This window comes from Streptomyces sp. NRRL WC-3742 (genome assembly GCF_000720635.1).
Classification (GTDB): domain Bacteria; phylum Actinomycetota; class Actinomycetes; order Streptomycetales; family Streptomycetaceae; genus Kitasatospora.
In genome coordinates, this window is record NZ_JOCF01000027.1 from 56146 (window position 1) to 78393 (window position 22248).

The following is a 22248-nucleotide window of genomic DNA, read 5'->3' on the forward strand; positions in this document are numbered from 1 at the left end:
GTGGGCGCCACGCTCCTAGCATTGCGCGGCGCGCACGAGAACTGTGACGCCCCTCACGTTCGATCGTTCCCCACGTGCGACGCTACGCCGAAGGAGTGAGGAGTAAGGGTGGATTCCCCGCCGATCACCACGTCCCCCACGGAAGTCCAACTCATCGACGACAGCGAGGAGTTCAGGAGTCTGCGGCGCTCGTTCCGGAACTTCGCCTTCCCCGTCACCATCGCTTTCGTCCTCTGGTACCTGCTCTACGTGCTGCTCTCCTGCTACGCCCCCGGGCTGATGGGCACGAAGGTCGCCGGCCACGTCAACCTCGCGATGGTGTTCGGGCTCCTGCAGTTCGCGTCCACCTTCGCCATCGCCGCCTGGTACGCCCGCTACGCGGACCGGCGGATCGACCCGCCCGCCGCCGCGATCCGCGAGGCGTACGGCGCGGTCGTCCACGCTCCCCGGGAGGCCGCCGAATGACCTTGCTCGCCAGTTCCGCCACCGAGCACCGCGGCCTGACGATGTCCCTCTTCGGGCTGTTCGTGGCGGCCACCCTGGTCATCACCGTCTGGGCCGGGCGCCAGAACCGCAGCGCCGCCGACTTCTACGCCGGCGGCCGCGGCTTCACCGGCTTCCAGAACGGCCTGGCCATCTCCGGCGACTACATGTCCGCCGCGTCCTTCCTGGGCATCGCCGGCATCATCGCCCTCAACGGCTACGACGGGTTCCTCTACTCGATCGGCTTCCTGGTCGCCTGGCTGGTCGCCCTGCTGCTGATCGCCGAACCGCTGCGCAACTCCGGCCGGTTCACCATGGCCGACGTGCTCGCCTTCCGGATGCGCCAGCGGCCGGTGCGCACCGCGGCGGGCGTCTCCACCATCGTGGTGTCGATCTTCTACCTGCTCGCCCAGATGGTCGGCGCCGGGGCCCTGGTGGCCCTGCTGCTCGGCGTCACCGGGGACGGCGCCAAGCGCTGGACCATCCTCGCCGTCGGCGCCCTGATGATCATCTACGTGGTGATAGGGGGCATGAAGGGCACCACCTGGGTGCAGATCGTCAAGGCCGTGCTCCTGATCGCCGGCGCCGCCCTGATGACCGTCCTGGTGCTCGCCAAGTACCACTTCAACCCCTCCGAGCTGCTCGGCGCCGCCGCCGACGCCAGCGGAAAGGGCGCGCAGTTCCTCGAACCCGGGCTCAAGTACGGGGCGAACAACACCTCCAAACTGGACTTCATCAGCCTCGGGATCGCCCTGGTGCTCGGCACCGCGGGCCTGCCGCACATCCTCGTGCGCTTCTACACCGTGCCCACCGCCAAGACCGCCCGGAAGTCCGTGCTCTGGGCGATCGGCATCATCGGCGTCTTCTACCTGATGACCCTGGCCCTCGGCTTCGGCGCGGCCGCGCTGGTCGGCAGGAAGGGCATGGCGGCCGTCGAGGGCAAGACCGTCTCCGGCAACACCGCGGCGCCGCTGCTCGCCGAGCAGCTCGGCGGCGGCACCGGGACCACCGGCGGGGCGGTGATGCTCGCCGTGATCTCGGCCGTCGCCTTCGCCACCATCCTGGCCGTGGTCGCCGGGCTCACCCTCGCCTCCTCCGCCTCCTTCGCCCACGACCTCTACGCCAACGTGATCCGGCGCGGCAAGGCCAGCGAGAAGGAGGAGGTGCGGTCCGCGAAGTGGGCGGCCGTGGCGATCGGCGCGGTCGCCATCGTGCTCAGCCTCTACGCGGGCAAGCTCAGTACCGCCGCCCTCGTCGCCCTGGCGTTCGCGGTGGCGGCCTCGGCGAACCTGCCGACCCTGCTCTACTCGCTGTTCTGGAAGCGCTTCAACACCGCGGGCGCGGTCAGCTCCGTCTACGCCGGGCTGATCTCCTCCGTGGTGCTGGTGATCTTCTCCCCGGTGCTCTCCGGGGGCAAGAACTCCCTGTTCCAGGGCGTGGACTTCCACTGGTTCCCGCTGGAGAACCCCGGGCTGGTCTCCATCCCGGTCGGGTTCCTGGCGGGCTGGATCGGCACCCTGCTGTCCGGCGAGCCCGCCGACGAGGCGAAGTACGCTGAACTGGAGGTCCGCTCACTGACCGGACTGGGCGCCCATTGATCGTCCCGCGTGACTATGCTGGCCCGGCCCCGCCCGTACGGCGCGGCCGGGCCGGTGCGTTCACCGGCCGCACACTCGGGAAGGGGCGCCACATGCTGCTGGACAGCTTCGGACGACAGGCCGTCGACCTTCGGGTCTCCCTCACCGACAGGTGCAACCTGCGCTGCACCTACTGCATGCCGGAGGAGGGCCTCAGCTGGCTCGCCAAGCCCGAGCTGCTCACCGACGAGGAGATCGTCCGGCTGGTCGGGATCGCCGTGCGCGACCTGGGCGTGCGCGAGGTGCGCTTCACCGGCGGCGAGCCGATGCTGCGCCCCGGGCTGGTCGGCATCGTCGCGGCCTGCGCGGGGCTGGAGCCGAGACCGGAGCTGTCGCTGACCACCAACGGCATCGGCCTGGGCCGCACCGCCGCGGCGCTGCGCGAGGCCGGGCTGAACCGGGTCAACGTCTCCCTGGACACCCTCGACCCCGAGGTGTTCCACACCCTCACCCGCCGCCGTCGCCTCCAGGACGTGCTGGACGGGCTCGCCGCCGCCGAGGAGGCCGGGCTGACGCCGGTCAAGCTCAACGCGGTGCTGATGCGCGGCGTCAACGACCACGAGGCGCCCGACCTGCTGGCCTGGTGCCTGGAGCGCGGCTACGAGCTGCGCTTCATCGAGCAGATGCCGCTGGACGCCCAGCACGGCTGGGACCGCTCGGCGATGATCACCGCCGAGGAGATCCTCGACCGGCTCGGCGCGCGGTTCTCGCTCACCCCGGAGCCCTCCGCCCGCCGGGGCGCGGCACCCGCCGAGCGCTGGATCGTGGACGGCGGCGCCGGGCGGGTGGGCGTGATCGCCTCCGTCACCCGGCCGTTCTGCCGCGCCTGCGACCGGACCAGGCTCACCGCGGACGGGCAGGTGCGCAACTGCCTGTTCGCCACCGAGGAGAGCGACCTGCGCGCCGCGCTGCGCTCGGGGGCCGACGACGCCGAACTGGCGGCGCTGTGGCGGGCGGCGATGTGGGGCAAGAAGGCCGGGGCCGGGATCGACAACCCCGAGTTCCACCAGCCCGAGCGGCCGATGTCCGCGATCGGCGGCTAGGGCTCGGCGGCTAGGGCTCGGCCGTTTCGGGGGTCCAGTCGGCGAAGGCGACGACCTCCTTGAGGAAGCCGCGCACGCCCAGGAACTGCGAGAGGTGCTCGCGGTGCTCGTCGCAGGCGAGCCAGGTCTTGCGGCGGTCCGGGGTGTGCAGCTTGGGGTTGTTCCACACCAGCACCCACAGGGCGTCGGCCCGGCAGCCCTTGGCGGAGCAGATCGGGGTGTCCATCGGGCCGTCCTCGGAACTCGGCGGGTGGTTCTGCACCGCCAGTCTGTCACGCGGGTTCGGCCGCCCGGGAAGCGGGCATGGCGACGCCGGGCAGCCACGGGGGGAGCCGCCCGGCGTCGGTCCGTCGCTCCGACGGGGGATGCGGAGCGCGTACGCAGTATGTCACGTCGAGGGGCTCGGTTGGGGAGGTCCTGCAAGATTAATCTGAGGTTCTTTTGAGCTTTCCGGTTGCCATTTCCGAATGGAAACGTACAGAACGGTCAGTCAGTTCACGTCCCGTGAAGATTCGGTGGTGTTCTTCTCCGCCCCGCCTGCACCGGCCGCCGCACCCGCACCACCGCTACCACCGGGGCCCAGCATCAGCGGGGTGCCGGCCGGGATGTCGAAGGTGCTCGGCAGGCCCGGGGCCCGCTCCCGGCCCGCGTTGGCGACCAGCACCGCGAAGTACGGCAGCAGCACCGCACCCGCCAGGGCCCCGAAGGCCAGCCAGCGCTGGACGTCCCACAGCACCACGGCCAGCAGTACGCACACGGTGCGCAGCAGCATCGAGACGACGTACCGGCGCTGTCGGCCCCTGACGTCCTCGCTGAGGCTGCTGCGCGCCCCGGTGATCCGGTAGACCTCGTCGCCGCTCTTGCCCATGTGTCCAACCACCCTCGTCCACGCGCCCACGCGCCTCGCCGCACGACCTCCTCACGGTACGCCCGGGGGGTGGCCGCGACGAGGGCGGGTGCGCCGGATGGCGTCGTACGGTCGGTGCTACGAGCGACGGGAGAGGTACTGCGGGGGGACGGCGTCGGTGAGCCAGACGCCGTTCTCGCTGAGGCGGAACTCGTGCCCGGCTGCCGCCATCGCGGTGGCGTTGACCGTCAGCACCACCGGGCGGCCGTGCCGGGCGCCGACCCTGGTCGCGGTCTCGGTGTCCGCCGACAGGTGGACGTCCTGGCGGGCCATCGGGCGCAGGCCCTCGTGGAAGATCGCCGCCAGGTGGCGGTCGGCGGTGCCGTGGTAGAGCACCGGGGGCGGCACGGCGGCGGCCAGACCGAGGTCGACCGCCACCGTGTGGCCCTGGTTCGCGCGGATCGAGAGACCGTCGGCCGAGTAGCCGAAGCGGCGCTTGTTGTTGGTGGCCACGACGTGGTCCAGCTCCGCCCTGGTCAGCCGGTTGCCCTTGGCCGCCAGCGCCGCGAGCAGCACGTCGATCCGGACCCAGCCGGCCTCGTCGAGCTCGATGCCGACCCGCTCGGGTTCGTGCCGCAGGATGCGGGAGAGCATCCTGCTCGCCTTGACCATGCGCTTCTCGTCCGTCATGTCTCTCGTATCCCCCGTTGACCAGCGGCTACGAAGCCTGGCTGACCGAACTCATGTTGAAGTCCGCGACACGCACGGGTGGCATCGCGGTGCGGGTGAAGTAGTCGTTCCACTCGCGGGGCAGGCAGCGCTCGGTGCGGCCCACCTCGGTGATCCGGCCCAGGAGGTCCACCGGGGACTCGTTGAACCGGAAGTTGTTGACCGCGCCGACGACCTCGCCGTTCTCGACGAGGTAGACGCCGTCACGGGTCAGGCCCGTGAGCAGCAGCGTGGCCGGGTCCACCTCGCGGATGTACCAGAGGCAGGTGAGCAGCAGGCCGCGCTCGGTGCGGGCGATCATCTCGTCCAGCGTGGGAGCGGACGCCTGGTCGGCCGTCTCCAGCACCAGGTTGTCCACGGCCGGGCGCAGCGGCAGGCCCGTGAGGTCGGCCGCGTGGCGGCTGGTGACCAGGTCGTTGAGCACGCCCTCGCGCAGCCACTGGGTGGCGGTGATCGGCAGGCCGTCGTCGAAGACCGAGACGTCCCCGCCGCTGGAGTGGGTGAGGACGAACGGAGCGGCCTCGAGCCCCTCCTCGTGCGGGTCGGAGCGCAGGGTCAGCGGCAGCGGGCTGAGCTTCTCGCCGACGCGGGTGCCGCCGCCGGGCTTGGAGAAGACGGTGCGGCCCTCGTGGGCGTCGCGGCCGCCCGAGGACCAGTTGAGGTAGATCATCAGGTCGGCGACGGCCGAGGGCGGCAGCAGCGTCTCGTAGCGGCCGGCCGGCAGGTCGACCCTGCGCGCGCCCCAGCCCAGGCGCTTGGTCAGCTCGGTGTGCAGGGCGGGCAGGTCGACGTCCGTGAAATCCCGGGTGGCAGCGCCGGCCCAGGCCGAGCCGGACAGGTCGGCCGTCTTGGCGTTGATCTCGACCATGCCGGTGGGCTGGTCGTGGCGCAGCCGCAGGCCCGTGGAGCTGCCGAGGTAGCTGGTGACGACCTCGTGCCGGGCGAAGCCGTACAGCAGCTCGCCCTGGGCGGCGGCGCGGGCGAAGGCTTCGCCCAGGGCCGGGCCGAAGGCGTCGAACACCGCGATGGAGGTCTCCGCCGGGGGCTCGGTGAAGCCCGGGGAGACCGGCCGGCCGGCGGCCAGCGGCTGGGCGTCCTCGGCGGGGCCCGCCGCACGCGCGGCGTCCTCGGCGGCGCGGACCAGCGGCTCGACGTCCTCGGTGGTGACGGCCTCGCGGGAGACCACGCCGGAGGCGGTGCCCTCGGCGCCGTCGACGGTGGCGATCACGGTGAGGCGCCGGCCCCGGGTGACGCCGTTGGTGGTCAGGGCGTTGCCGGCCCAGCGCAGGTTGGCGGTGGACTCCTCGTCGGCGATCACCACGCAGCCGTCGGCGCGGGAGAGGCTCAGCGCCAGCTCGACGAGGTCGTGGGGCCGGGTCGTGGTCAGGTCGGTCATCAGTGACCCGCCTCCTGCTGGGTGTTGAGCACGTTGACGTTGCGGAACAGCGCCGAGGGGCAGCCGTGGCTGACGGCAGCGACCTGGCCGGGCTGCGCCTTGCCGCAGTTGAAGGCGCCGCCGAGGACGTACGTCTGCGGGCCGCCGACGGCCGTCATCGAGCCCCAGAAGTCGGTGGTGGTGGCCTGGTAGGCGAAGTCCTTGACCTGGCCCGCGAGTTCGCCGTTCTTCACGGCGTAGGCGCGCTGGCCGGTGAACTGGAAGTTGTAGCGCTGCATGTCGATGGACCAGGAGCGGTCGCCGACGATGTAGAGGCCGTTCTCCACCTGGGAGATCAGCCCGGCGGTGTCCGGGCCGCCGGCGGCGGGCTGCAGCGAGACGTTGGCCATGCGCTGGACGGGCACGTGCGCGGGGGAGTCGGCGAAGGCGCAGCCGTTGGAGCGCTCGAAGCCCTTCAACCTGGCCATGCCGCGGTCGAGTTGGTAGCCGACCAGGGTGCCGTCCCTGACGAGGTCCCAGGACTGGGTCGCCACGCCCTCGTCGTCGTACCCGATGGTGGACAGGCCGTGCTCGGCGGTGCGGTCACCGGTGACGTGCATCAGCTCGGAGCCGTACTTCAGCGAGCCGAGCTGGTCAAAGGTGGCGAAGGAGGTGCCGGCGTAGGCGGCCTCGTAGCCGAGGGCGCGGTCCAGCTCGGTGGCGTGGCCGATGGACTCGTGGATGGTGAGCCACAGGTTGGACGGGTCGATGACCAGGTCGTAGCGGCCGGCCTCGACACTGGGGGCCTTCATCTTCTCGGCCAGCAGGACGGGGAGCTCGGCGAGCTCGGCGTCCCAGTCCCAGCCCGTGCCCCGCAGGCCCTGTCCATCAGGGGACGACCCCCGGACCCCCGTGAGATATTCGAAGCCGCGGCCCACCGGCGGGGCCAGGGTGGACATGGTGTCGAAGGCGCCGGTGCGCTCGTCGACGGAGGTGGCCTCCAGGCCGGGGTGGAGCCGGATGCGCTGCTGGGTGGTGACCGTGCCCGCGGTGTCCGCGTAGAACTTGTTCTCCTGGACGGTCAGCAGGCTCGCCTGGACGTGGGAGACGCCCTCGGCGGCCAGCAGCCGCGAGCTCCACTCGGCGAGCAGCGCCGTCTTCTCGGCGTCCGGCACCTCGAAGGGGTTCACCTCGTAGGAGGAGACCCAGGTGACGTCCCGGTGGACGGGCTCGTCCGCCAGCTCGACCCGCTCGGTGGAGCCGGCCGCCCGGCTGATCCCGCCCGAGAGGCGGGCGACGGCGACGGCCTGCTCGGCGACCCGCACGGCCGCGCCGGGGGTGAGGTCCACACCGGCGGCGAAGCCCCAGGCGCCGTCCAGCAGCACCCGGACGGCGAAGCCGAGCTGGACGCTGTCGGAGGTGCCGGCCGGGCGGGCGTCGCGCAGCCGCCAGGAGGCGCTGCGGACCCGCTCCAGGCGGAAGTCGGCGTGGGTGACGCCGAGTTCACGGGCCCGGGTGAGGGCCGCGTCGGCGAGGGTGCGCAGGGGCAGGGCGAGGAACAGCTCGTCGACGGCGCGCCCGTCAGGGGCGCGGTCGGCCGGAGGGATCGGAGGCAATCGGGCTCCCAGGTCGCGGAGGGTGGCGGTTCGGCGCGCACAGGGCACGCCGAACCGCATCATTTCCCGTCCACGGGGTTTCCGGCCAGCGCATTTCGGCCGGTGTCACCCTCGCCCGGACACGGCCTAGGAGACGGTCTCCCACCAGCCGTCCAGCTCCGGCGGGTTGTCGACGTCGACCCGCTCGCCCGGGCGGGGCACGGTCAGCTGGACAGCCTGCGCCTTGGCCTCCTTCAGGAGGCGCTCCACCGGCTCGGCCCACGGGTGCAGGCCCAGGTTGAAGGTGCACCAGTGCACGGGCACGAGCAGGCCCCCGCGCAGGTCGCGGTGGGCGAGGACGGCGTCCTCGGGGGTCATGTGGATGTCGGCCCAGGCGGCGTCGTAGGCGCCGATCTGCACCAGCGAGGCGTCGAAGGGGCCGTGCTGCTCGCCGATGCGGGCGTAGCCCTCGAAGTAGCCGGAGTCGCCGGTGTAGAAGACCCTGCGGGTGGGGCCGGCGACGACCCAGGAGCCCCACAGGGTGGTGTTGCGGGTCAGGCCGCGGCCGGAGAAGTGGTGCGCCGAGGTGAGGGTGAGGACCAGGTCGCCGAGGGTGCAGGTCTCGTCCCAGTCCAGCTCGATGATCCGGTGCTCGGGCACGCCCCAGCGGCGCAGGTGGCCGCCGATGCCCAGCGGGACCGCGAAGGGCGCGGACTGGCTGCGCACCAGGCGCTTGACGGTGGCCATGTCGAGGTGGTCGTAGTGGTCGTGCGAGATGAGCACGGCGTCGACCGGCGGCAGCTCCTCCAGCTCGACGGGCACCGGGTGCAGCCGCTTGGGGCCGACGTGCGCGGCGGGGGAGCAGCGGTCGCTCCAGATCGGGTCGAGCAGGACCCGGAAGCCCTCCAGCTCCACCAGCGCGGAGGCGTGCCCGTACCAGGTGATCCGCACGCCCTCGCCGGCCGGGCCGTCCTCGGGGGCCGGGCGGACGGTGGGCACCGGGTGGGCGGGGACGCGGCCGTCGCGCTCGAACATCATCCGGCGGGCGGTGCCGGCGTCGAACCCGGGCGCCTCGGAGGTGCGGGCGAGCTCGGAGGGCGCGTTATGGAAGACGCCGTCGCGGAACTGCGGCGACTCGCGGACCCGGTCCTCGCGCTCGGCGTCGGGGCGCCGCCCGAACGCCGCCGGCAGGTCGCGCAGCGACCAGGCGGCCGCGCCGAGGCCCGCCGCCAGGGCGGCCAGGGCCAGTCGTCCTCCGCGCCGGTGGTTGCCGCCGGGCCGTGCCTTGCTCATGGGCGCTGCCTTCATCGCTCGCCGGGACGCCTCGGGGAGGGTACGGCCGGTCCCGGGTCGTTCCGCACCACGGGGGCAACGGGCGTCCCGGCCGTGTTGTTCCCGGACAGCCGCTTCGGTCCGGAAGGCTTTTCGAGGGGGTGCCGGGCGGGCGCGGATTGTCGGATTGCGACAGTTCCGCAGGGGTGGCGCTGTCGGAGCCCGATGCGCTGACGCCGCCGGGCGCCCGATAGCGTCACAGGGCGTACGCATTCCGACGTACGCGCTGACACACGGGAAGAGGTGGATCGTTGAGCCGCTCGGTTCTCGTCACCGGAGGAAACCGGGGCATCGGCCTCGCGATCGCGCTGGCCTTCGCCGAGGGCGGCGACAAGGTCGCCATCACCAGCCGCTCGGGCGAGGTGCCGGAGGCGCTGGCCAAGTACGACGTCCTCGCGGTGCGCTGCGACATCACGGACGCCGAGCAGGTCAACGCCGCCTTCACCGAGATCGAGGAGAAGCACGGCGCGGTCCAGGTGCTGGTCGCCAACGCGGGCATCACCAACGACACCCTGCTGCTGCGCATGTCCGAGGAGGACTTCACCTCCGTCCTGGACACCAACCTGACCGGCACGTTCCGGGTGGTCAAGCGCGCCTCCAAGCTGATGATGCGCGCGAAGAAGGGCCGTGTTGTCCTGATCTCGTCCGTCGTGGGCCTGTCCGGCTCGCCGGGCCAGGCGAACTACGCCGCCTCCAAGGCCGGCCTCGTGGGCTTCGCCCGGTCGCTGGCGCGCGAGCTCGGCCCGCGCAACATCACGGTCAACGTGGTCGCCCCCGGCTTCGTGGACACCGACATGACCGCCGTGCTCAGCGACGAGCGCCGCGCGGAGATCGTCTCGGGCGTGCCGCTGGGCCGCTACGCGGCGCCCGCCGAGGTCGCCTCGACCGTGCGCTTCCTCGGGTCGGAAGAGGCCGCGTACATCACCGGAGCCGTCATCCCCGTGGACGGCGGATTGGGCATGGGTCACTGAGCATGAGTGGAATCCTCGAAGGAAAGCGCATCCTGATCACGGGTGTGCTGATGGAGTCCTCCATCGCCTTCCACACCGCCAAGCTGGCGCAGGAGCAGGGCGCGGAGATCATCCTCACCGCCTGGCCGCGCCCGACCCTGACCGAGCGGGTCGCCAGGAAGCTGCCCAAGCCCGTCAAGGTGCTCGAGCTGGACGTCTCCAACCCGGAGCACCTGGCCGGCCTGGCGGACAAGGTCCGCGAGGAGCTGCCGACCCTGGACGGCATCGTCCACTCGATCGGCTTCGCCCCGCAGGACGCGCTGGGCGGCGGCTTCCTGGACACCCCGTGGGAGTCTGTGGCCACCGCGATGCACGTCTCGGCGTACTCGCTGAAGTCGCTGACCACGGCGCTGCTGCCGCTGATGCAGGACGGCGGCTCCGTCGTCGGCCTGACCTTCGACGCGCAGTTCGCGTGGCCGCAGTACGACTGGATGGGCCCGGCCAAGGCCGCGCTGGAGGCGACCAACCGCTACCTGGCGCGCTACCTCGGCGACCGGGACATCCGCTGCAACCTGATCTCGGCGGGGCCGATCGGCTCGATGGCCGCCAAGTCCATCCCGGGCTTCACGGAGCTGGCCGACACCTGGAACCAGCGCTCCCCGCTGAAGTGGGACCTGGGCGACCCGGAGCCGGCCGGTCGCGGCATCGTCGCGCTGCTGTCGGACTGGTTCCCGAAGACCACCGGCGAGATCATCCACGTGGACGGCGGCCTGCACGCCATCGGCGCCTGACGCCCACGCCCGAACGTACGAACGCCCGAACGCCCGGCACCCCGAGGAGGGGTGCCGGGCGTTCGTCGTCGGGCCGCTCGGGCCGGTCAGACCGCTCCGGCCGCCTCGGCCGCGGAGCAGGCGCCGATGGCCCGGCCCGCCTCGACGGAGGCGCGCTGGGCGTCCCGGTCGCGGATGGCGTCCAGGATGGCGGCGTGCCCGATGTAGCGCTCGGGGGTCAGCTCGGGGCCGACGTCGTTGCGCAGGTGCTCGCGGGTGACCTCGCCGAGGTCGGCGTAGACGGCGAGCAGCACGTCGTTGTGGGAGGCGGCCACCACGGCCTGGTGGAAGGCGGCGTCGGCCTGGACGAACGCCTCGGCGTCCCCCGAGTGCCAGGCGTCCTCGCGGCGGCCGAGGGCGGCGTCCAGCAAGGCGAGGTCGCGCTCGGTGCGCCGCTCGGCGGCGAGCCCGGCCGCGGAGGTCTCCAGGGCGGCCCGCAGTTCGGAGACCTGGGCCTGGGGGGCATCGGCGAAGCGGCGGTGCATCACCCCGGCGAGCTCGCTGGTGGCGAGGACGTACGTGCCGGAGCCCTGCCGGATGTCCAGCAGCCCGTTGTGCGCGAGGGCGCGGACGGCCTCGCGGACGGTGTTGCGGGCCACGCCCAGCTGTTCGACCAGGGCCGCCTCGGTCGGGATGCGTGAGCCGACGGGCCACTCGCCGGAGGTGATCTGGGCGCGCAGCTGGGCGATCACCTGGTCGGACAGCGGGGTGCGCCTCGGGGAGGACAGCGCCACGGGGGTCTCCTTGCGGCTCTACGGCGTGGTCTACGGCGGGGGGTCTGCGGCGTGGGTCTGCGGCGGGGGCGGGGCCCGGGTCGGATGTGTCCGGAGGATGAACGGTCGGCACATCATGTCAATACCGAGGTGCATCAATTCATCCCATCATTCTATGATGGCGCCCATGCCTCCCGCAGCAGACACCACAGCCTCCTCCCGCCCCGAGGCGCCACCACGGACCGAGCGGCCCGCCAGGCCCGCCGGGACGTACGGCCTCTGGCTCTTCGCGATCGCCATCGCCGCCGCCGCGTTCAACCTGCGCCCCGTCGTCACCAGCCTCGGACCGCTGCTCGACCAGGTCCGCGCCGACCTCGGGATGAACCCGACCCTCGCCGGGCTGCTCACCGCCGTCCCCTCGCTCTGCTTCGGCGTGTTCGGCTTCGCGGCGCCCGCCATGGCCCGGCGCCTCGGCCCGATCGCCGTGGTCACCGCCGGCATGGGGGCGATCACCGCCGGCGTGCTGGCCCGCTCCTTCGCCGGCGGCACGGCCGTCTTCCTGCTGCTCACCGCACTGGCCCTGGCGGGTGTGGCCGTCTCCAACGTGCTGCTGCCCGTGGTGATCAAGCGGTACTTCCCCGAGAAGGTCGGGCCGATGATCGGCCTGTACTCGATGGCGCTGTCCGCCGGCACCGCGCTGGCCGCCGCCGTCACCGTGCCGCTGACCAGCTCCCTCGGCGGCGACTGGCGCTACGGCCTCGGCGTCTGGGCGGCCCTCGGCGCGGTGGCCCTGCTGCTCTGGCTGCCCGTGCTGATCTCCCGCCGCGAGCGCGGCGAGAAGGCCGCCGGCTCCGCCGCCCCCGTCAGGCTGCCGATCACCCGCAGCCGTACCGCCTGGGCGCTGGCCTGCTTCTTCGGCCTCCAGGCCACCGGCGCGTACGTGGTGATGGGCTGGCTGCCGAAGATCTTCCAGGACGCGGGCATCGACAAGGGCACCTCCGGGGTGCTGCTCGCCGTCACCATGGTGATCGGCGTGCCGGTCTCCTTCGTGCTGCCCAACCTGGCCGCCCGGCGCGGGGACCAGCGGCCGTTCGTCGTGGTGCTCGCCGCCTGCGGCATCGCCGGGTACGCGGGCCTCGCGCTCGCCCCGGCCGGGGCGTCGTGGCTGTGGTGCGTCCTGGTGGGCCTGTCCAACTGCGCCTTCCCGCTGGTGCTGACGATGATCGGCCTGCGCGCCCGCACGGCCGGAGGGGTGGCCCAGCTGTCCGCCTTCGCCCAGGGCGTCGGCTACCTGATCTCCATCCCCGGCCCGATCCTGATCGGCCGGATCTACGACATCACCGGCGAGTGGTACGGGCCGCTGGGCTTCCTGGCGGTGCTGCTGGTGCCGCAGATGCTCTTCGGCCTGCGGGCCGCGCGGGCCCGGCACATCGAGGACGAGGCCGTGCACCCGGTGGTGCCGCAGGTCAAGGGCTGACCAAGGCGTCATCGAGGCGGCGGGGGCGGGGGAGGGCGGGCGTGTTCGGGGTGCGAGAATTCCCGACATGCCCGTTCTCGACCCGAACCCCACCGACGGCCGCAAGCAGCTCGGCCGGATCGCCCTCGCCTTCGCCGGCATCGCGGTGCTGGTGGCGATCATCGCCTCCGTCGCCGCCGCGATGGGCTGAGCGCCCTTTTTTCTGCCAAGCTTGCTGGGTATGAGCGCCGACACGCCCCGCAGGATCATCGTTCTCCGCCACGCCAAGGCCGACTGGCCCAACGGCGTGGACGACCACGAGCGGCCGCTGGCCGACCGGGGCCGTCACCAGGCCCCGGAAGCCGGCCGCTGGCTGGTCGACTCGGGCATCAACCCCGAATTCGTGCTCTGCTCCACCGCCCTGCGCACCCGGGAGACCTGGAAGCTGGCCGCGCACGAGCTGCCCAAGCGCGCCCGCAAGACGGTCTACGAGGACCGGATCTACGAGGCCAGCCCGGGCGAGATCATCGCCGTGCTGCAGGAGGTTCCGGAGGAGTACGCGGACGTGGTGCTCGTCGGCCACAACCCCGGCGTGCTCGGCCTGACCCAGGTGCTCGCGGGGGACGAGGGCGACCGCGACGCGTTGGAGCGCCTGCGCCTGGGCGGCTTCCCGACCTCGGCGATCGCCGTGCTCAGCTTCGAGGGCTCCTGGAAGGGCGTCGAACCGGGCGTGGCCGCGCTGGTCTCGTACTACACGCCGCAGGACTGAGAGCTGATCGGGCCCGGACCGGGCCCAGACCGGGGCCTGACCGGCCCTGACGGACCGAGGGGCGTGCGGGCCGAGCCCGCACGCCCCTCGGCTGCTTCCGTACGCCCGAGACGGGCCTACTCGGTCGGGGTGCCGTCCAGGGCGTCCGCCGCCTCGACCTCCTCGCGGGTGATGCCCAGCAGGTAGAGCACCGTGTCCAGGAACGGCACGTTCACCGCCGTGTCGGCCGCCTCCCGCACCACGGGCTTGGCGTTGAACGCCACCCCCAGGCCCGCCGCGTTCAGCATGTCCAGGTCGTTGGCGCCGTCGCCGATCGCCACCGTCTGCGACAGCGGCACCCGCGCCTGCTCGGCGAAGCGCGTCAGCCAGCGGGCCTTGCCGGCCCGGTCCACGATCTCGCCGACCACCCGGCCGGTGAACTTCCCGTCCACCACCTCCAGGGTGTTCGCCGCCGCGAAGTCCAGCCCCAGCTCCTTCACCAGGTGGTCGGTGACCTGGGTGAACCCCCCCGACACCACCGCCACCTGGAAGCCCAGGCGCTGGAGCGTACGGATCAGGGTGCGCGCCCCCGGCGTGAAGCGGACCTCCGCGCGCACCTTCTCCGTCACCGAGGCGTCCAGCCCCGCCAGCAGCGCCACCCGGGCCCGCAGCGACTCGGCGAAGTCCAGCTCGCCGGCCATCGCCGAGGCCGTCACCCGGGCGACCTCCGCCTCGCAGCCCGCGTGGGCGGCGAACAGCTCGATCACCTCGTCCTGGATGAGCGTGGAGTCCACGTCCATCACCACCAGCCGCTTGGCCCGGCGCTCCAGCCCCGCCGACACCACCGCCACGTCCACCCGCTGGGTCGCCGCCTCCGCGGCCAGCTCGGCCCGCAGCTCGTCCGTCGCCACACCGGAGACGGCCAACTCCACGGCCGTCACCGGGTACTTGGCCAGGCGGAAGACACGGTCGATGTTGCCGCCCGAGGCGGTGATCCGCGAGGTCAGCGCGGAGACGGCCGCCGAGGTCAGCGGGCTGCCGAGCACCGTCACGTGCGAACGGCCCTCCCGGCGCGGCCGGTTGTCGCCGATGCCGGACAGGATCTCGGCCTGGAGCTTCTGCTCCTCCGCCCAGCGGTGCACGGTGGCCCGCAGGCCCCCCTCGGCACCGGGCGCGGACGGCGGGGTGACCAGGGCGCACAGCGTGATGCGGCCTCTGGTCACGACCTGCTCGATGTCGATCACGTCGACGCCGAAGCCTGCCAGCGTCGCGAAGAGACCGGCGGTGATGCCGGGGCGGTCCTTGCCGAACACCTTGACGAGCAGGGTTCGCTCGTCCGCGGTCCGGGGCTGGGCGGCGGGGAGGGGCTCAGCGGCCAGGGGCGATGCGTTCATGGTGCCTCCCACGCTACCCGTCGGCCGAGGAGCCCAGGGCACCCGTCCCACCTCGCGGACCGGTCGGAGAGGGCCGGAGGAGACCGGGTGGGTAGCAGGCTGGTCACAGTCACCCGGGGTGACTTTCATCCGAGGTCGGCGGGCTGGAATGATTCCCCCGTCAGTTTCAGGACATCGCACCCCCGGCCGGGGGCCAAATCGGGGGAACCGAGAGAGCGGGGCAGGCGAGCAGTGCCGCAACTCGTCATCGAGATCAACGGACAGCAGCGGACTCTTGAGCCCGGGCGGTCCTACACCATCGGGCGCAACCCGCAGTCGGACTTCACGTTCGACGACGCCAGGGTCTCCTGGCAGCACGGGACCATCAGCTTCAACGGCAACGGCTGGCAGCTGGACGACCACGGGAGCACCAACGGCACGTACGTCGCCGGGGCCCGCACCCTCCAGGCCCAGCTGTACCCCGGAGCGGTGGTCAACCTGGGCAACGCGGAGAACGGCCCCCGGCTCGGTTTCTCCGCCCCCGCGCAGGTCGCCGCCCCGCAGGCCGTCCCCGTGCACGAGGCCACCACCAGCCGCGGGCCCGCGCCCACGCCGCAGTCGCCGTACTACCCGCAGCAGCAGCCGCAGGACCAGTACACGCCGCAGGGCATCCCGCCGCAGGGCATCCCGCACCAGGGGTTCCCGCCGCCGCAGCAGCAGCCGGTGGGCGGCAGCGGGGGCCCGCAGCCGACCATCATCCGCAACCTGACGTCCGCCATGCGCACCATCCGCATCGGCCGCGCGCTCGACAACGACATCGTGGTCTCCGACCTCCAGGTCTCCCGCCACCACGCCGAGCTGCGCCAGCTTCCCGACGGCCGCTTCGAGTTCATCGACCTCGGCAGCCACAACGGCATCTTCCTCAACGGCCAGCGGGTGCAGCGTCAGCTCGTGGGCCCGCAGGACCGCCTGACCGTCGGCCACTCCAGCTTCGTCCTCGTCGGGGACCAGCTCCAGGAGTTCGTCGACACCGGCGCCGTCTCCTTCTCCGCCCGCCACCTGACCGTCGAGGTCGAGCACAAGGGCGGCAAGAAGATCCTCCTCAACGACGTCAGCTTCGGCGTCCCGGAGAAGTCCCTCGTCGCCGTCATCGGCCCCTCCGGCTCCGGCAAGTCCACGCTGCTGCGCGCCCTCACCGGCTACCGCCCGGCCGACCGCGGCGAGGTCCTGTACGACGGCCGCAACCTCTACAAGCAGTTCGCGGAACTGCGCTCCCGCATCGGCCTGGTGCCGCAGTCGGAGATCCTGCACCGCGAACTCACCGTCCGTAAGGGCCTCAAGTACGCGGCCCAGCTGCGCTTCCCCGGCGACACCGAGGCCGCCGAGCGCAACGCCCGCATCGACGAGGTGCTGTACGAGCTGCGCCTGGACAAGCGCGCCGACAACAGGATCACCGCGCTCTCCGGCGGCCAGCAGAAGCGCGTCTCCGTCGCGCTGGAGCTGCTGACCAAGCCCTCGCTGATCTTCCTGGACGAGCCCACCTCCGGCCTCGACCCGGGCATGGACCGCGAGGTCATGCAGATGCTTCGCAGCCTCGCCGACGCCGACGACGGCCGCACCATCCTGGTCGTCACCCACTCGGTGGCCGAACTCGCGCTCTGCGACCGGCTGCTGGTCATGGCGCCCGGCGGCTCGGTGGCCTACTTCGGCCCGCCGGACGAGGCGCTGCACTTCTTCGGGTACGAGACCTGGGCCGACGTCTTCCAGGCGTTCGAGAACTACCCGGACCACGACTGGGCCGGCCGCTACCGCGGCTCGGTGCACTACCAGCAGTACTCCGCCCCGACCGTCGAGGCGGGCGAGGTGCAGCACGTGCAGGTCGCCCAGGAGGCCGTCAAGCCGGTCAAGCCCCAGAGCTGGGGCTCCCAGCTGTGGACGCTGATGCGCCGCTACATGTCGGTGCTCGCCTCGGACCGGGGCTTCCTCGCCCTGTCCGTCCTGCTGCCCGCCGTCATCGGCGCCGTCAGCGTCCTCGTGCCCAACGAGGCCGGGCTCGCACCCAACCCGAAGACCCAGCTGCACCTCAACAGCGGCGCCGCGACGATCCTCATGATCCTCGCCATCGGCGCCTGCTTCTCCGGAGCGGCCAACTCGGTACGCGAACTCATCAAGGAACGCGCGATCTACGAGCGAGAACGAGCCACCGGGCTCTCCCGCTCCGCGTACATGATGTCCAAGGTCATCGTGCTGGGCGTGTTCAGCGTGATCCAGGGCGCCATCATCTCCGCCGTCGGCTTCCTGCCGCGCAAGCTGCCCGAGCACGGGGGCCTGCTGGTGAAGAACACGCCGCTGATCGAGATGACCATCGGCATGATCCTGCTCAGCTTCACCGCGATGATGTTCGGCCTGATGATCTCGGCCCTGGTCAAGACCTCCGAGAAGACCATGCCGCTGCTGGTCATGTTCGCCATCGTCCAGGTCGTCTTCACCGGCTGCCTCTTCCAGATCTTCAGCAAGCCCGGCCTGGAGCAGGTCGCCTGGCTGATGCCCGCCCGCTGGGGCACCGGCATCGTCGCCACCACGCTCGACCTGTCCAAGCTGATGGGCCCCTGGAACAAGGACTTCCAGAACCCGAAGTACGACCCGCTCTGGGACCACAGCGTCCTGCAGTGGGTGGTCGACGCCGGCGCGCTGGTCGTCATCTCCGTCCTCATCGGGGTGCTCGTCACCCGGCTCCAGCGCCGGCACGAGCCCGAGGTCATGCAGAAGGGCTGACACCCGGCCCGTCAGCCTTCGAGGGCGGCTCCCCCCGTACGCCGGGGGGAGCCGCCCTCCGGCGTACGGGGGTGCCCGACGGGGGTCCTGCGACCTAGGTCCCCGGACCCGCGACCGGACCGGCCCGGGACGGACGCGGGCCGCCGGAACGCGGCGGTAGTTTGGCCGTATGCCCAGCACCACCGACGGCGACCGCCCCGGCCACCGCCCCGACCCCGGCCACCTGCCCGGCTGCGACCCCCTCGCCGGGATCGAGGCCGTCAGCCGGGCCCTGCTCGCGATGAGCCGCCACCTGGAGGTCCGCGAGGTGCTGCGCCGCATCACCGCCTCCGCCCGCGAACTGCTCGACGCCGAGTACGCCGCCCTCGGCGTGCCCGACGACCACGGCGGCTTCGCCCAGTTCGTCGTCGACGGCGTCACCGACGAGCAGTGGCGCGCCATCGGCCCGCTGCCGCGCCAGCACGGCGTACTCGCCAAGATGCTCCACGAGACCGGCCCCACCCGCCTCGCCGACGTCCGCAAGGCCCCCGCCTTCGGCGGCTGGCCGCAGGCCCACCCCGAGATGGACGCCTTCCTGGGCATGCCCATCGTCGACTCCGTGAGGTCCGAGGGCTCCGACGCCTCCGACGCCTCCGAGGACGAACCCCGCGTCACCGGCGTCATCTTCCTCGCCAACAAGCGCGGCGGGGGCCTGTTCACCGACCACGACGAGGAACTCCTGCGCATCCTCGCCGCCCACGCCGCCCTCGCCCTCACCAACGCCCGCCTCTACGAGCGCAGCCGCGAACTCACCCTCGCCGGCGAACGCGCCCGCATCGCCCACGACCTGCACGACGCCGTCTCCCAGAAGCTCTTCTCCCTGCGCCTGACCGCCAAGGCCGCCGCCAAACTCGTCGACCGCGACCCGGCCCGCGCCCGCGCCGAACTCGCCGAGGTCGCCCGCCTCGCCGCCGAGGCCGCCGACGAACTGCGCGCCGTCGTCGTCGAACTGCGCCCCGCCGCCCTGGAGGAGGACGGGCTCAGCGCCACCCTCGCCTCCCAGGTGCAACTGCTCGACCGCGCCCACACCGCCGACGTCGCCTACGCCGCCGACGGCGTGCGCGCCCTGCCGCCCGCCCAGGAGGCCGCACTGCTGCGCGTCGCCCAGGAGGCCCTGCACAACGCGCTGCGCCACTCCGACGCCCGCCGCGTCACCGTCACCCTGGCCGGAACGCCCGGCCGCGGCGCCGTCCTGCGGGTGCGCGACGACGGGCGCGGCTTCGACCCCGAGTCCGTACGCCGGGCCGGCCGCCACCTCGGCCTCGCCTCGATGCGCGACCGCGCGTCCGCCGTCGGCGGCACGCTCACCCTGGAATCCGCCCCCGGCCGGGGGACGCTCGTCGAGATGGAGGTCCCCGGTGCCTGAGAGCACGCCGTCGATCCGCGTCCTGCTGGTCGACGACCACCAGGTGGTCCGCAGAGGGCTGCGCACCTTCCTCGAGGTCCAGGACGACATCGAGGTGGTCGGCGAGGCCGCGGACGGCGCCGAGGGCGTCGACCGGGCCCGCGAACTCGACCCCGACGTCGTCCTGATGGACCTCAAGATGCCCGGCGTCGACGGCATCGAGGCGCTGCGCACCCTCAAGGGCGAGGGCAGCCGGGCCCGCATCCTGATCGTCACCAGCTTCACCGAGCACCGCACGATGGTCCCCGCCCTGCGGGCCGGCGCCGCCGGATACGTCTACAAGGACGTCGACCCCGAAGCCCTGGCCGGCGCCATCCGCTCCGTCCACGCCGGCCATGTGCTGCTCCAGCCCGAACTGGCCGAGGCGCTGCTCGCCGACGACGGCCCCCGCGCCCCGCAGGGCCGCGGCGGCACCCTCACCGAGCGCGAACGCGAGGTGCTCGGCCACATCGCCGACGGCCGCTCCAACCGGGAGATCGCCCGCAGCCTGCACCTGTCGGAGAAGACAGTGAAGACCCACGTCTCCAACATCCTGATGAAGCTGGACCTCGCCGACCGCACCCAGGCCGCCCTCTGGGCCGTCCGGCACGGCGAGGCCCGCGAGGACGTCTAGGCCCGGACAGGCCCCAGGTGTATCGACCCGCCTAACCGGCCTCGCGCTCGTCCACCAGGGCGTTGTACGCGGCCACCTGCGCCCGGCGCGCGGTGCGCCGCAGGGGCGCCAGCACCGACTGCCGGGCCGCCATCTCGGAGGCGCTCACCGCCGCGCCGTGCCCGTCCGAGGCGATCGCCAGCAGCGCCGACACCTGCCGCGCCGACTCCAGCACCCGCACGGCACGCGGCGGGTAGCCCGGCGCCAGCAGCTCGGCGTGCCCGCGGCGGCGGTACGCCTCCAGCGCGCGCAGCGCCCCCGGGCCCGCGCCCGCCACGTCCAGGCGGGTCAGCAGCAGCGTCGCCTCGCGCAGCCCGTCCGCCAGCTCCCGCTCGGCCTCGTGCAGCGAGGGCACGTCCGCCGGAGGGGCGTCGCCGACCTCGGCGCAGCGCCACAGCACCGTCGCCGAGCGGTCCCCCTCCGGGCCGAACACCGTGATCTCCGGCACCAGGCCCAGCGGCACACCCACCGCGAGCACCGCCTCGCCCGCGCCCATCGCCAGCTCGTTGAACGCCGCCGGGCCCGTCAGCCCCAGCGGGTGCCCGGGGGAGGGCAGCGCCAGGCGCAGGCCCTTCACGCCCAGCACCCGCAGGCGGCCCAGCGCCCAGGTGAGCGCGTGCAGTTCGCCGGGCGCATCCCCGGGCAGGCCCGTGACCCGGTGGCTCTCGTCGGCGTCCAGGACGGCCGCGGCGGCGTCGTCCGGCGCCGCCAGCCCGGCCAGCAGGGCGTTGCCCCAGGCGGCCAGCCGCCCCGATCGGGGCTCTTCGTACGGATTGTCGGCAGGTGTCGCGAGCATCCGGCCAGCCTACGGAATCGCCGGTCATCCGCGTGGCGTAGGTTTGCCCATGCGCGTGCGGCGCACCCACCCCGTGCCCACCGGCTGCCGGGGCGGGAGGGCCGACCGCATCGACGGCCGAGAATTCTGTTTTGGGGAAGGCGTGGGCATGAGCGACGTGCTGGAGCTGGTGGACGTATCCGTGGTCCGGGAGGGGCGCGCGCTGGTCGACCAGGTCTCGTGGTCCATCTCCGAGGGTGAGCGCTGGGTCATCCTGGGCCCGAACGGCGCCGGCAAGACCACCCTGCTGCAGATCGCCTCCACGTACCTGTTCCCGACCTCGGGCAAGGTGTCGGTGCTGGGCGAGAAGCTCGGCGAGGTCGACGTCTTCGAGCTGCGCTCGCGCATCGGCCTGGCCGGCGCCTCGATGTTCGACAAGCTGCCCGCCGAGCAGACCGTCCTGCAGACCGTCCTCACCGCCGCCTACGGCATGACCGTCAGCTGGCAGGAGACCTACGAGCAGTCCGACGAGGGCCGCGCCCTCGCCCTGCTCGACCGCATGGGCATGGCCGGCCTGACCGGCCGCAAGTTCGGCACCCTCTCCGAGGGCGAGCGCAAGCGCACCCTGATCGCCCGCGCCCTGATGACCGACCCCGAGCTGCTGCTGCTCGACGAGCCCGCCGCGGGCCTCGACCTCGGCGGCCGCGAGGACCTGGTGCGCCGCCTCGGCGCCCTCGCCCAGGACGAGTTCGCCCCGGCCATGGCGATGGTCACCCACCACGTCGAGGAGATCGCCCCCGGCTTCACCCACGTCCTGATGATCCGCCAGGGCAAGGTGCTCACCGCCGGCCCGATCGACACCGAGCTGACCGCCCGCAACCTCTCCAAGTGCTTCGGCCTGCCGCTGACCCTGGAGCGCCACGGGGACCGCTGGTCGGCCCAGGGCCTGCCGCTCGGCTAGCCCGTTCGCCGCCGTGGTGGGAACCGGTCGCACGCGCGGCCGGTTTCCGCCCCTCGACCTGCGGGAACTGTCCGCCTCGGAAGCCCTTCGATCCCTAGGATGGTCGAGTGGACAGCTGGATCGTTTGGCTCTTGATCGCCGGGGTGCTCGGTATACCGCTGGTGCTCACCGCGGTGCCCGAATTCCTGCTGTTCGCGATCGGTGCGCTGGCCGCCTCCGGGGTGGCCGCACTCGGCGGGGGAGTGGTCCTGCAGACCGCCTCCTTCCTGGTGGTCTCGGTCGCGATGGTGGCCTTCGTCCGCCCGATCGCCTACCGGCAGCTGCAGAAGGGCCCGCACGTCAAGATGGGCATCGAGGCGCTCCAGGGCGCCACCGCGGTCGTCGCGGAAACCGTCGACGGGGAGGGCGGGCGGATCAAGCTCAACGGCGAGATCTGGTCGGCCCGGGCGCTCCACCCGGACCAGGTCTACCAGCCCGGGCAGCAGGTCGACGTCGTCGAAATCCAGGGCGCGACCGCCCTGGTCGTCTAG

General features: G+C 72.6%; 22 protein-coding genes. 13 read left to right on the plus strand and 9 right to left on the minus strand.

Annotated elements, in window-relative coordinates; all coding sequences use genetic code 11:
- Positions 1-108 precede the first annotated feature (108 nt).
- The 3 genes from IH61_RS0116880 (at position 109) to moaA (ending at position 3163) form a co-directional block, all read left to right on the plus strand.
- Positions 109-465 (plus strand): DUF485 domain-containing protein, encoded by a 357-nt coding sequence (locus tag IH61_RS0116880; RefSeq protein ID WP_051837233.1) that lies wholly within the window; start codon positions 109-111, stop codon positions 463-465.
- The gene (locus tag IH61_RS0116885) at positions 462-2081 is read left to right on the plus strand and encodes a cation acetate symporter (RefSeq protein ID WP_031070457.1); all 1620 of its coding nucleotides are present in this window, start codon (positions 462-464) and stop codon (positions 2079-2081) included. Before IH61_RS0116880 ends, IH61_RS0116885 begins: the two co-directional genes overlap by 4 nt.
- A gap of 92 nt (positions 2082-2173) precedes the next feature.
- Positions 2174-3163 carry a GTP 3',8-cyclase MoaA gene (gene moaA / locus IH61_RS0116890; RefSeq protein WP_031070459.1) on the plus strand — a complete coding sequence of 330 codons (990 nt, stop codon included), beginning with the start codon at positions 2174-2176 and terminating at the stop codon, positions 3161-3163.
- Between the two features lie 10 nt (positions 3164-3173).
- On the opposite strand, the gene IH61_RS0116895 is transcribed toward moaA, so the two are convergent.
- The 6 genes from IH61_RS0116895 to IH61_RS0116920 all read right to left on the minus strand — a co-directional run bounded on the left by IH61_RS0116895 (position 3174) and on the right by IH61_RS0116920 (position 9002).
- Positions 3174-3389: a hypothetical protein gene (locus IH61_RS0116895; RefSeq protein ID WP_031070461.1), complete on the minus strand. Its 216-nt coding sequence runs from the start codon at positions 3387-3389 to the stop codon at positions 3174-3176.
- Between the two features lie 264 nt (positions 3390-3653).
- Positions 3654-4031, minus strand: coding sequence for a DUF3099 domain-containing protein (locus IH61_RS0116900; RefSeq protein ID WP_031070462.1), 378 nt, complete (start codon positions 4029-4031; stop codon positions 3654-3656).
- Positions 4032-4148: 117 nt separating this feature from the next.
- Positions 4149-4700, minus strand: coding sequence for an RNA 2'-phosphotransferase (locus IH61_RS0116905; protein ID WP_031070463.1), 552 nt, complete (start codon positions 4698-4700; stop codon positions 4149-4151).
- A gap of 28 nt (positions 4701-4728) precedes the next feature.
- Positions 4729-6135 carry a metallopeptidase TldD-related protein gene (locus IH61_RS0116910; protein WP_031070465.1) on the minus strand — a complete coding sequence of 469 codons (1407 nt, stop codon included), beginning with the start codon at positions 6133-6135 and terminating at the stop codon, positions 4729-4731.
- Positions 6135-7721 carry a TldD/PmbA family protein gene (locus tag IH61_RS0116915; RefSeq protein WP_051837244.1) on the minus strand — a complete coding sequence of 529 codons (1587 nt, stop codon included), beginning with the start codon at positions 7719-7721 and terminating at the stop codon, positions 6135-6137. Before IH61_RS0116915 ends, IH61_RS0116910 begins: the two co-directional genes overlap by 1 nt.
- A 135-nt stretch (positions 7722-7856) precedes the next feature.
- Positions 7857-9002: an MBL fold metallo-hydrolase gene (locus IH61_RS0116920; protein ID WP_051837235.1), complete on the minus strand. Its 1146-nt coding sequence runs from the start codon at positions 9000-9002 to the stop codon at positions 7857-7859.
- A gap of 290 nt (positions 9003-9292) precedes the next feature.
- Between IH61_RS0116920 and fabG the strand changes: the two genes are divergently transcribed.
- Entirely contained in the window at positions 9293-10012 is a 720-nt protein-coding gene (gene fabG / locus IH61_RS0116925) for a 3-oxoacyl-[acyl-carrier-protein] reductase (protein WP_031070471.1), read from the plus strand.
- 2 nt (positions 10013-10014) lie between these two features.
- Positions 10015-10782 (plus strand): enoyl-ACP reductase FabI, encoded by a 768-nt coding sequence (gene fabI / locus IH61_RS0116930; protein WP_031070472.1) that lies wholly within the window; start codon positions 10015-10017, stop codon positions 10780-10782.
- Positions 10783-10868: 86 nt separating this feature from the next.
- Here the strand turns inward: fabI and IH61_RS0116935 are convergent, their stop codons facing one another.
- The gene (locus IH61_RS0116935; RefSeq protein WP_031070474.1) at positions 10869-11555 is read right to left on the minus strand and encodes a FadR/GntR family transcriptional regulator; all 687 of its coding nucleotides are present in this window, start codon (positions 11553-11555) and stop codon (positions 10869-10871) included.
- Positions 11556-11721: 166 nt separating this feature from the next.
- On the opposite strand from IH61_RS0116935, the gene IH61_RS0116940 reads away from it, so the two are divergent.
- From IH61_RS0116940 to IH61_RS0116950, 3 genes are all read left to right on the plus strand, one after another.
- On the plus strand, positions 11722-13011 hold the full coding sequence (locus IH61_RS0116940; RefSeq protein WP_234327204.1) for a CynX/NimT family MFS transporter: 1290 nt from the start codon (positions 11722-11724) through the stop codon (positions 13009-13011).
- Between the two features lie 67 nt (positions 13012-13078).
- The gene (locus IH61_RS49585; protein ID WP_267884023.1) at positions 13079-13201 is read left to right on the plus strand and encodes an SGM_5486 family transporter-associated protein; all 123 of its coding nucleotides are present in this window, start codon (positions 13079-13081) and stop codon (positions 13199-13201) included.
- Positions 13202-13231: 30 nt separating this feature from the next.
- Entirely contained in the window at positions 13232-13759 is a 528-nt protein-coding gene (locus IH61_RS0116950) for a SixA phosphatase family protein (RefSeq protein ID WP_031070478.1), read from the plus strand.
- Between the two features lie 116 nt (positions 13760-13875).
- Here IH61_RS0116950 and serB read toward each other — a convergent pair whose 3' ends face one another.
- On the minus strand, positions 13876-15132 hold the full coding sequence (gene serB / locus IH61_RS0116955; protein WP_031070479.1) for a phosphoserine phosphatase SerB: 1257 nt from the start codon (positions 15130-15132) through the stop codon (positions 13876-13878).
- A gap of 231 nt (positions 15133-15363) precedes the next feature.
- On the opposite strand from serB, the gene IH61_RS0116960 reads away from it, so the two are divergent.
- From IH61_RS0116960 to IH61_RS0116970, 3 genes are all read left to right on the plus strand, one after another.
- On the plus strand, positions 15364-17886 hold the full coding sequence (locus tag IH61_RS0116960) for an FHA domain-containing protein (protein WP_031070481.1): 2523 nt from the start codon (positions 15364-15366) through the stop codon (positions 17884-17886).
- Between the two features lie 169 nt (positions 17887-18055).
- Positions 18056-19291, plus strand: coding sequence for a GAF domain-containing sensor histidine kinase (locus IH61_RS0116965; RefSeq protein ID WP_078911157.1), 1236 nt, complete (start codon positions 18056-18058; stop codon positions 19289-19291).
- Positions 19284-19943 carry a response regulator gene (locus tag IH61_RS0116970; RefSeq protein ID WP_031070485.1) on the plus strand — a complete coding sequence of 220 codons (660 nt, stop codon included), beginning with the start codon at positions 19284-19286 and terminating at the stop codon, positions 19941-19943. Before IH61_RS0116965 ends, IH61_RS0116970 begins: the two co-directional genes overlap by 8 nt.
- A gap of 31 nt (positions 19944-19974) precedes the next feature.
- Here IH61_RS0116970 and IH61_RS0116975 read toward each other — a convergent pair whose 3' ends face one another.
- On the minus strand, positions 19975-20778 hold the full coding sequence (locus tag IH61_RS0116975) for a hypothetical protein (RefSeq protein ID WP_031070486.1): 804 nt from the start codon (positions 20776-20778) through the stop codon (positions 19975-19977).
- Between the two features lie 148 nt (positions 20779-20926).
- Here IH61_RS0116975 and IH61_RS0116980 point away from each other — a divergent pair, with 148 nt between their 5' ends.
- Together IH61_RS0116980 and IH61_RS0116985 are read left to right on the plus strand one after the other, a co-directional pair.
- Entirely contained in the window at positions 20927-21718 is a 792-nt protein-coding gene (locus IH61_RS0116980) for an ABC transporter ATP-binding protein (protein WP_031070488.1), read from the plus strand.
- Positions 21719-21825: 107 nt separating this feature from the next.
- Entirely contained in the window at positions 21826-22248 is a 423-nt protein-coding gene (locus IH61_RS0116985) for an NfeD family protein (protein WP_031070490.1), read from the plus strand.

Coding starts and splice junctions, on each gene's coding strand:
- IH61_RS0116910 (WP_031070465.1), bottom strand. CDS start 6,135: ATGACCGACCTGACCACGACCCGGCCCCACGACCTCGTCGAGCTGGCG.
- fabI (WP_031070472.1), top strand. CDS start 10,015: ATGAGTGGAATCCTCGAAGGAAAGCGCATCCTGATCACGGGTGTGCTG.
- IH61_RS0116905 (WP_031070463.1), bottom strand. CDS start 4,700: ATGACGGACGAGAAGCGCATGGTCAAGGCGAGCAGGATGCTCTCCCGC.
- IH61_RS0116975 (WP_031070486.1), bottom strand. CDS start 20,778: ATGCTCGCGACACCTGCCGACAATCCGTACGAAGAGCCCCGATCGGGG.
- serB (WP_031070479.1), bottom strand. CDS start 15,132: ATGAACGCATCGCCCCTGGCCGCTGAGCCCCTCCCCGCCGCCCAGCCC.
- moaA (WP_031070459.1), top strand. CDS start 2,174: ATGCTGCTGGACAGCTTCGGACGACAGGCCGTCGACCTTCGGGTCTCC.
- IH61_RS0116940 (WP_234327204.1), top strand. CDS start 11,722: ATGCCTCCCGCAGCAGACACCACAGCCTCCTCCCGCCCCGAGGCGCCA.
- IH61_RS0116965 (WP_078911157.1), top strand. CDS start 18,056: ATGCCCAGCACCACCGACGGCGACCGCCCCGGCCACCGCCCCGACCCC.
- IH61_RS0116980 (WP_031070488.1), top strand. CDS start 20,927: ATGAGCGACGTGCTGGAGCTGGTGGACGTATCCGTGGTCCGGGAGGGG.
- IH61_RS0116885 (WP_031070457.1), top strand. CDS start 462: ATGACCTTGCTCGCCAGTTCCGCCACCGAGCACCGCGGCCTGACGATG.
- IH61_RS49585 (WP_267884023.1), top strand. CDS start 13,079: ATGCCCGTTCTCGACCCGAACCCCACCGACGGCCGCAAGCAGCTCGGC.
- IH61_RS0116920 (WP_051837235.1), bottom strand. CDS start 9,002: ATGAGCAAGGCACGGCCCGGCGGCAACCACCGGCGCGGAGGACGACTG.
- IH61_RS0116900 (WP_031070462.1), bottom strand. CDS start 4,031: ATGGGCAAGAGCGGCGACGAGGTCTACCGGATCACCGGGGCGCGCAGC.
- IH61_RS0116895 (WP_031070461.1), bottom strand. CDS start 3,389: ATGGACACCCCGATCTGCTCCGCCAAGGGCTGCCGGGCCGACGCCCTG.
- IH61_RS0116950 (WP_031070478.1), top strand. CDS start 13,232: ATGAGCGCCGACACGCCCCGCAGGATCATCGTTCTCCGCCACGCCAAG.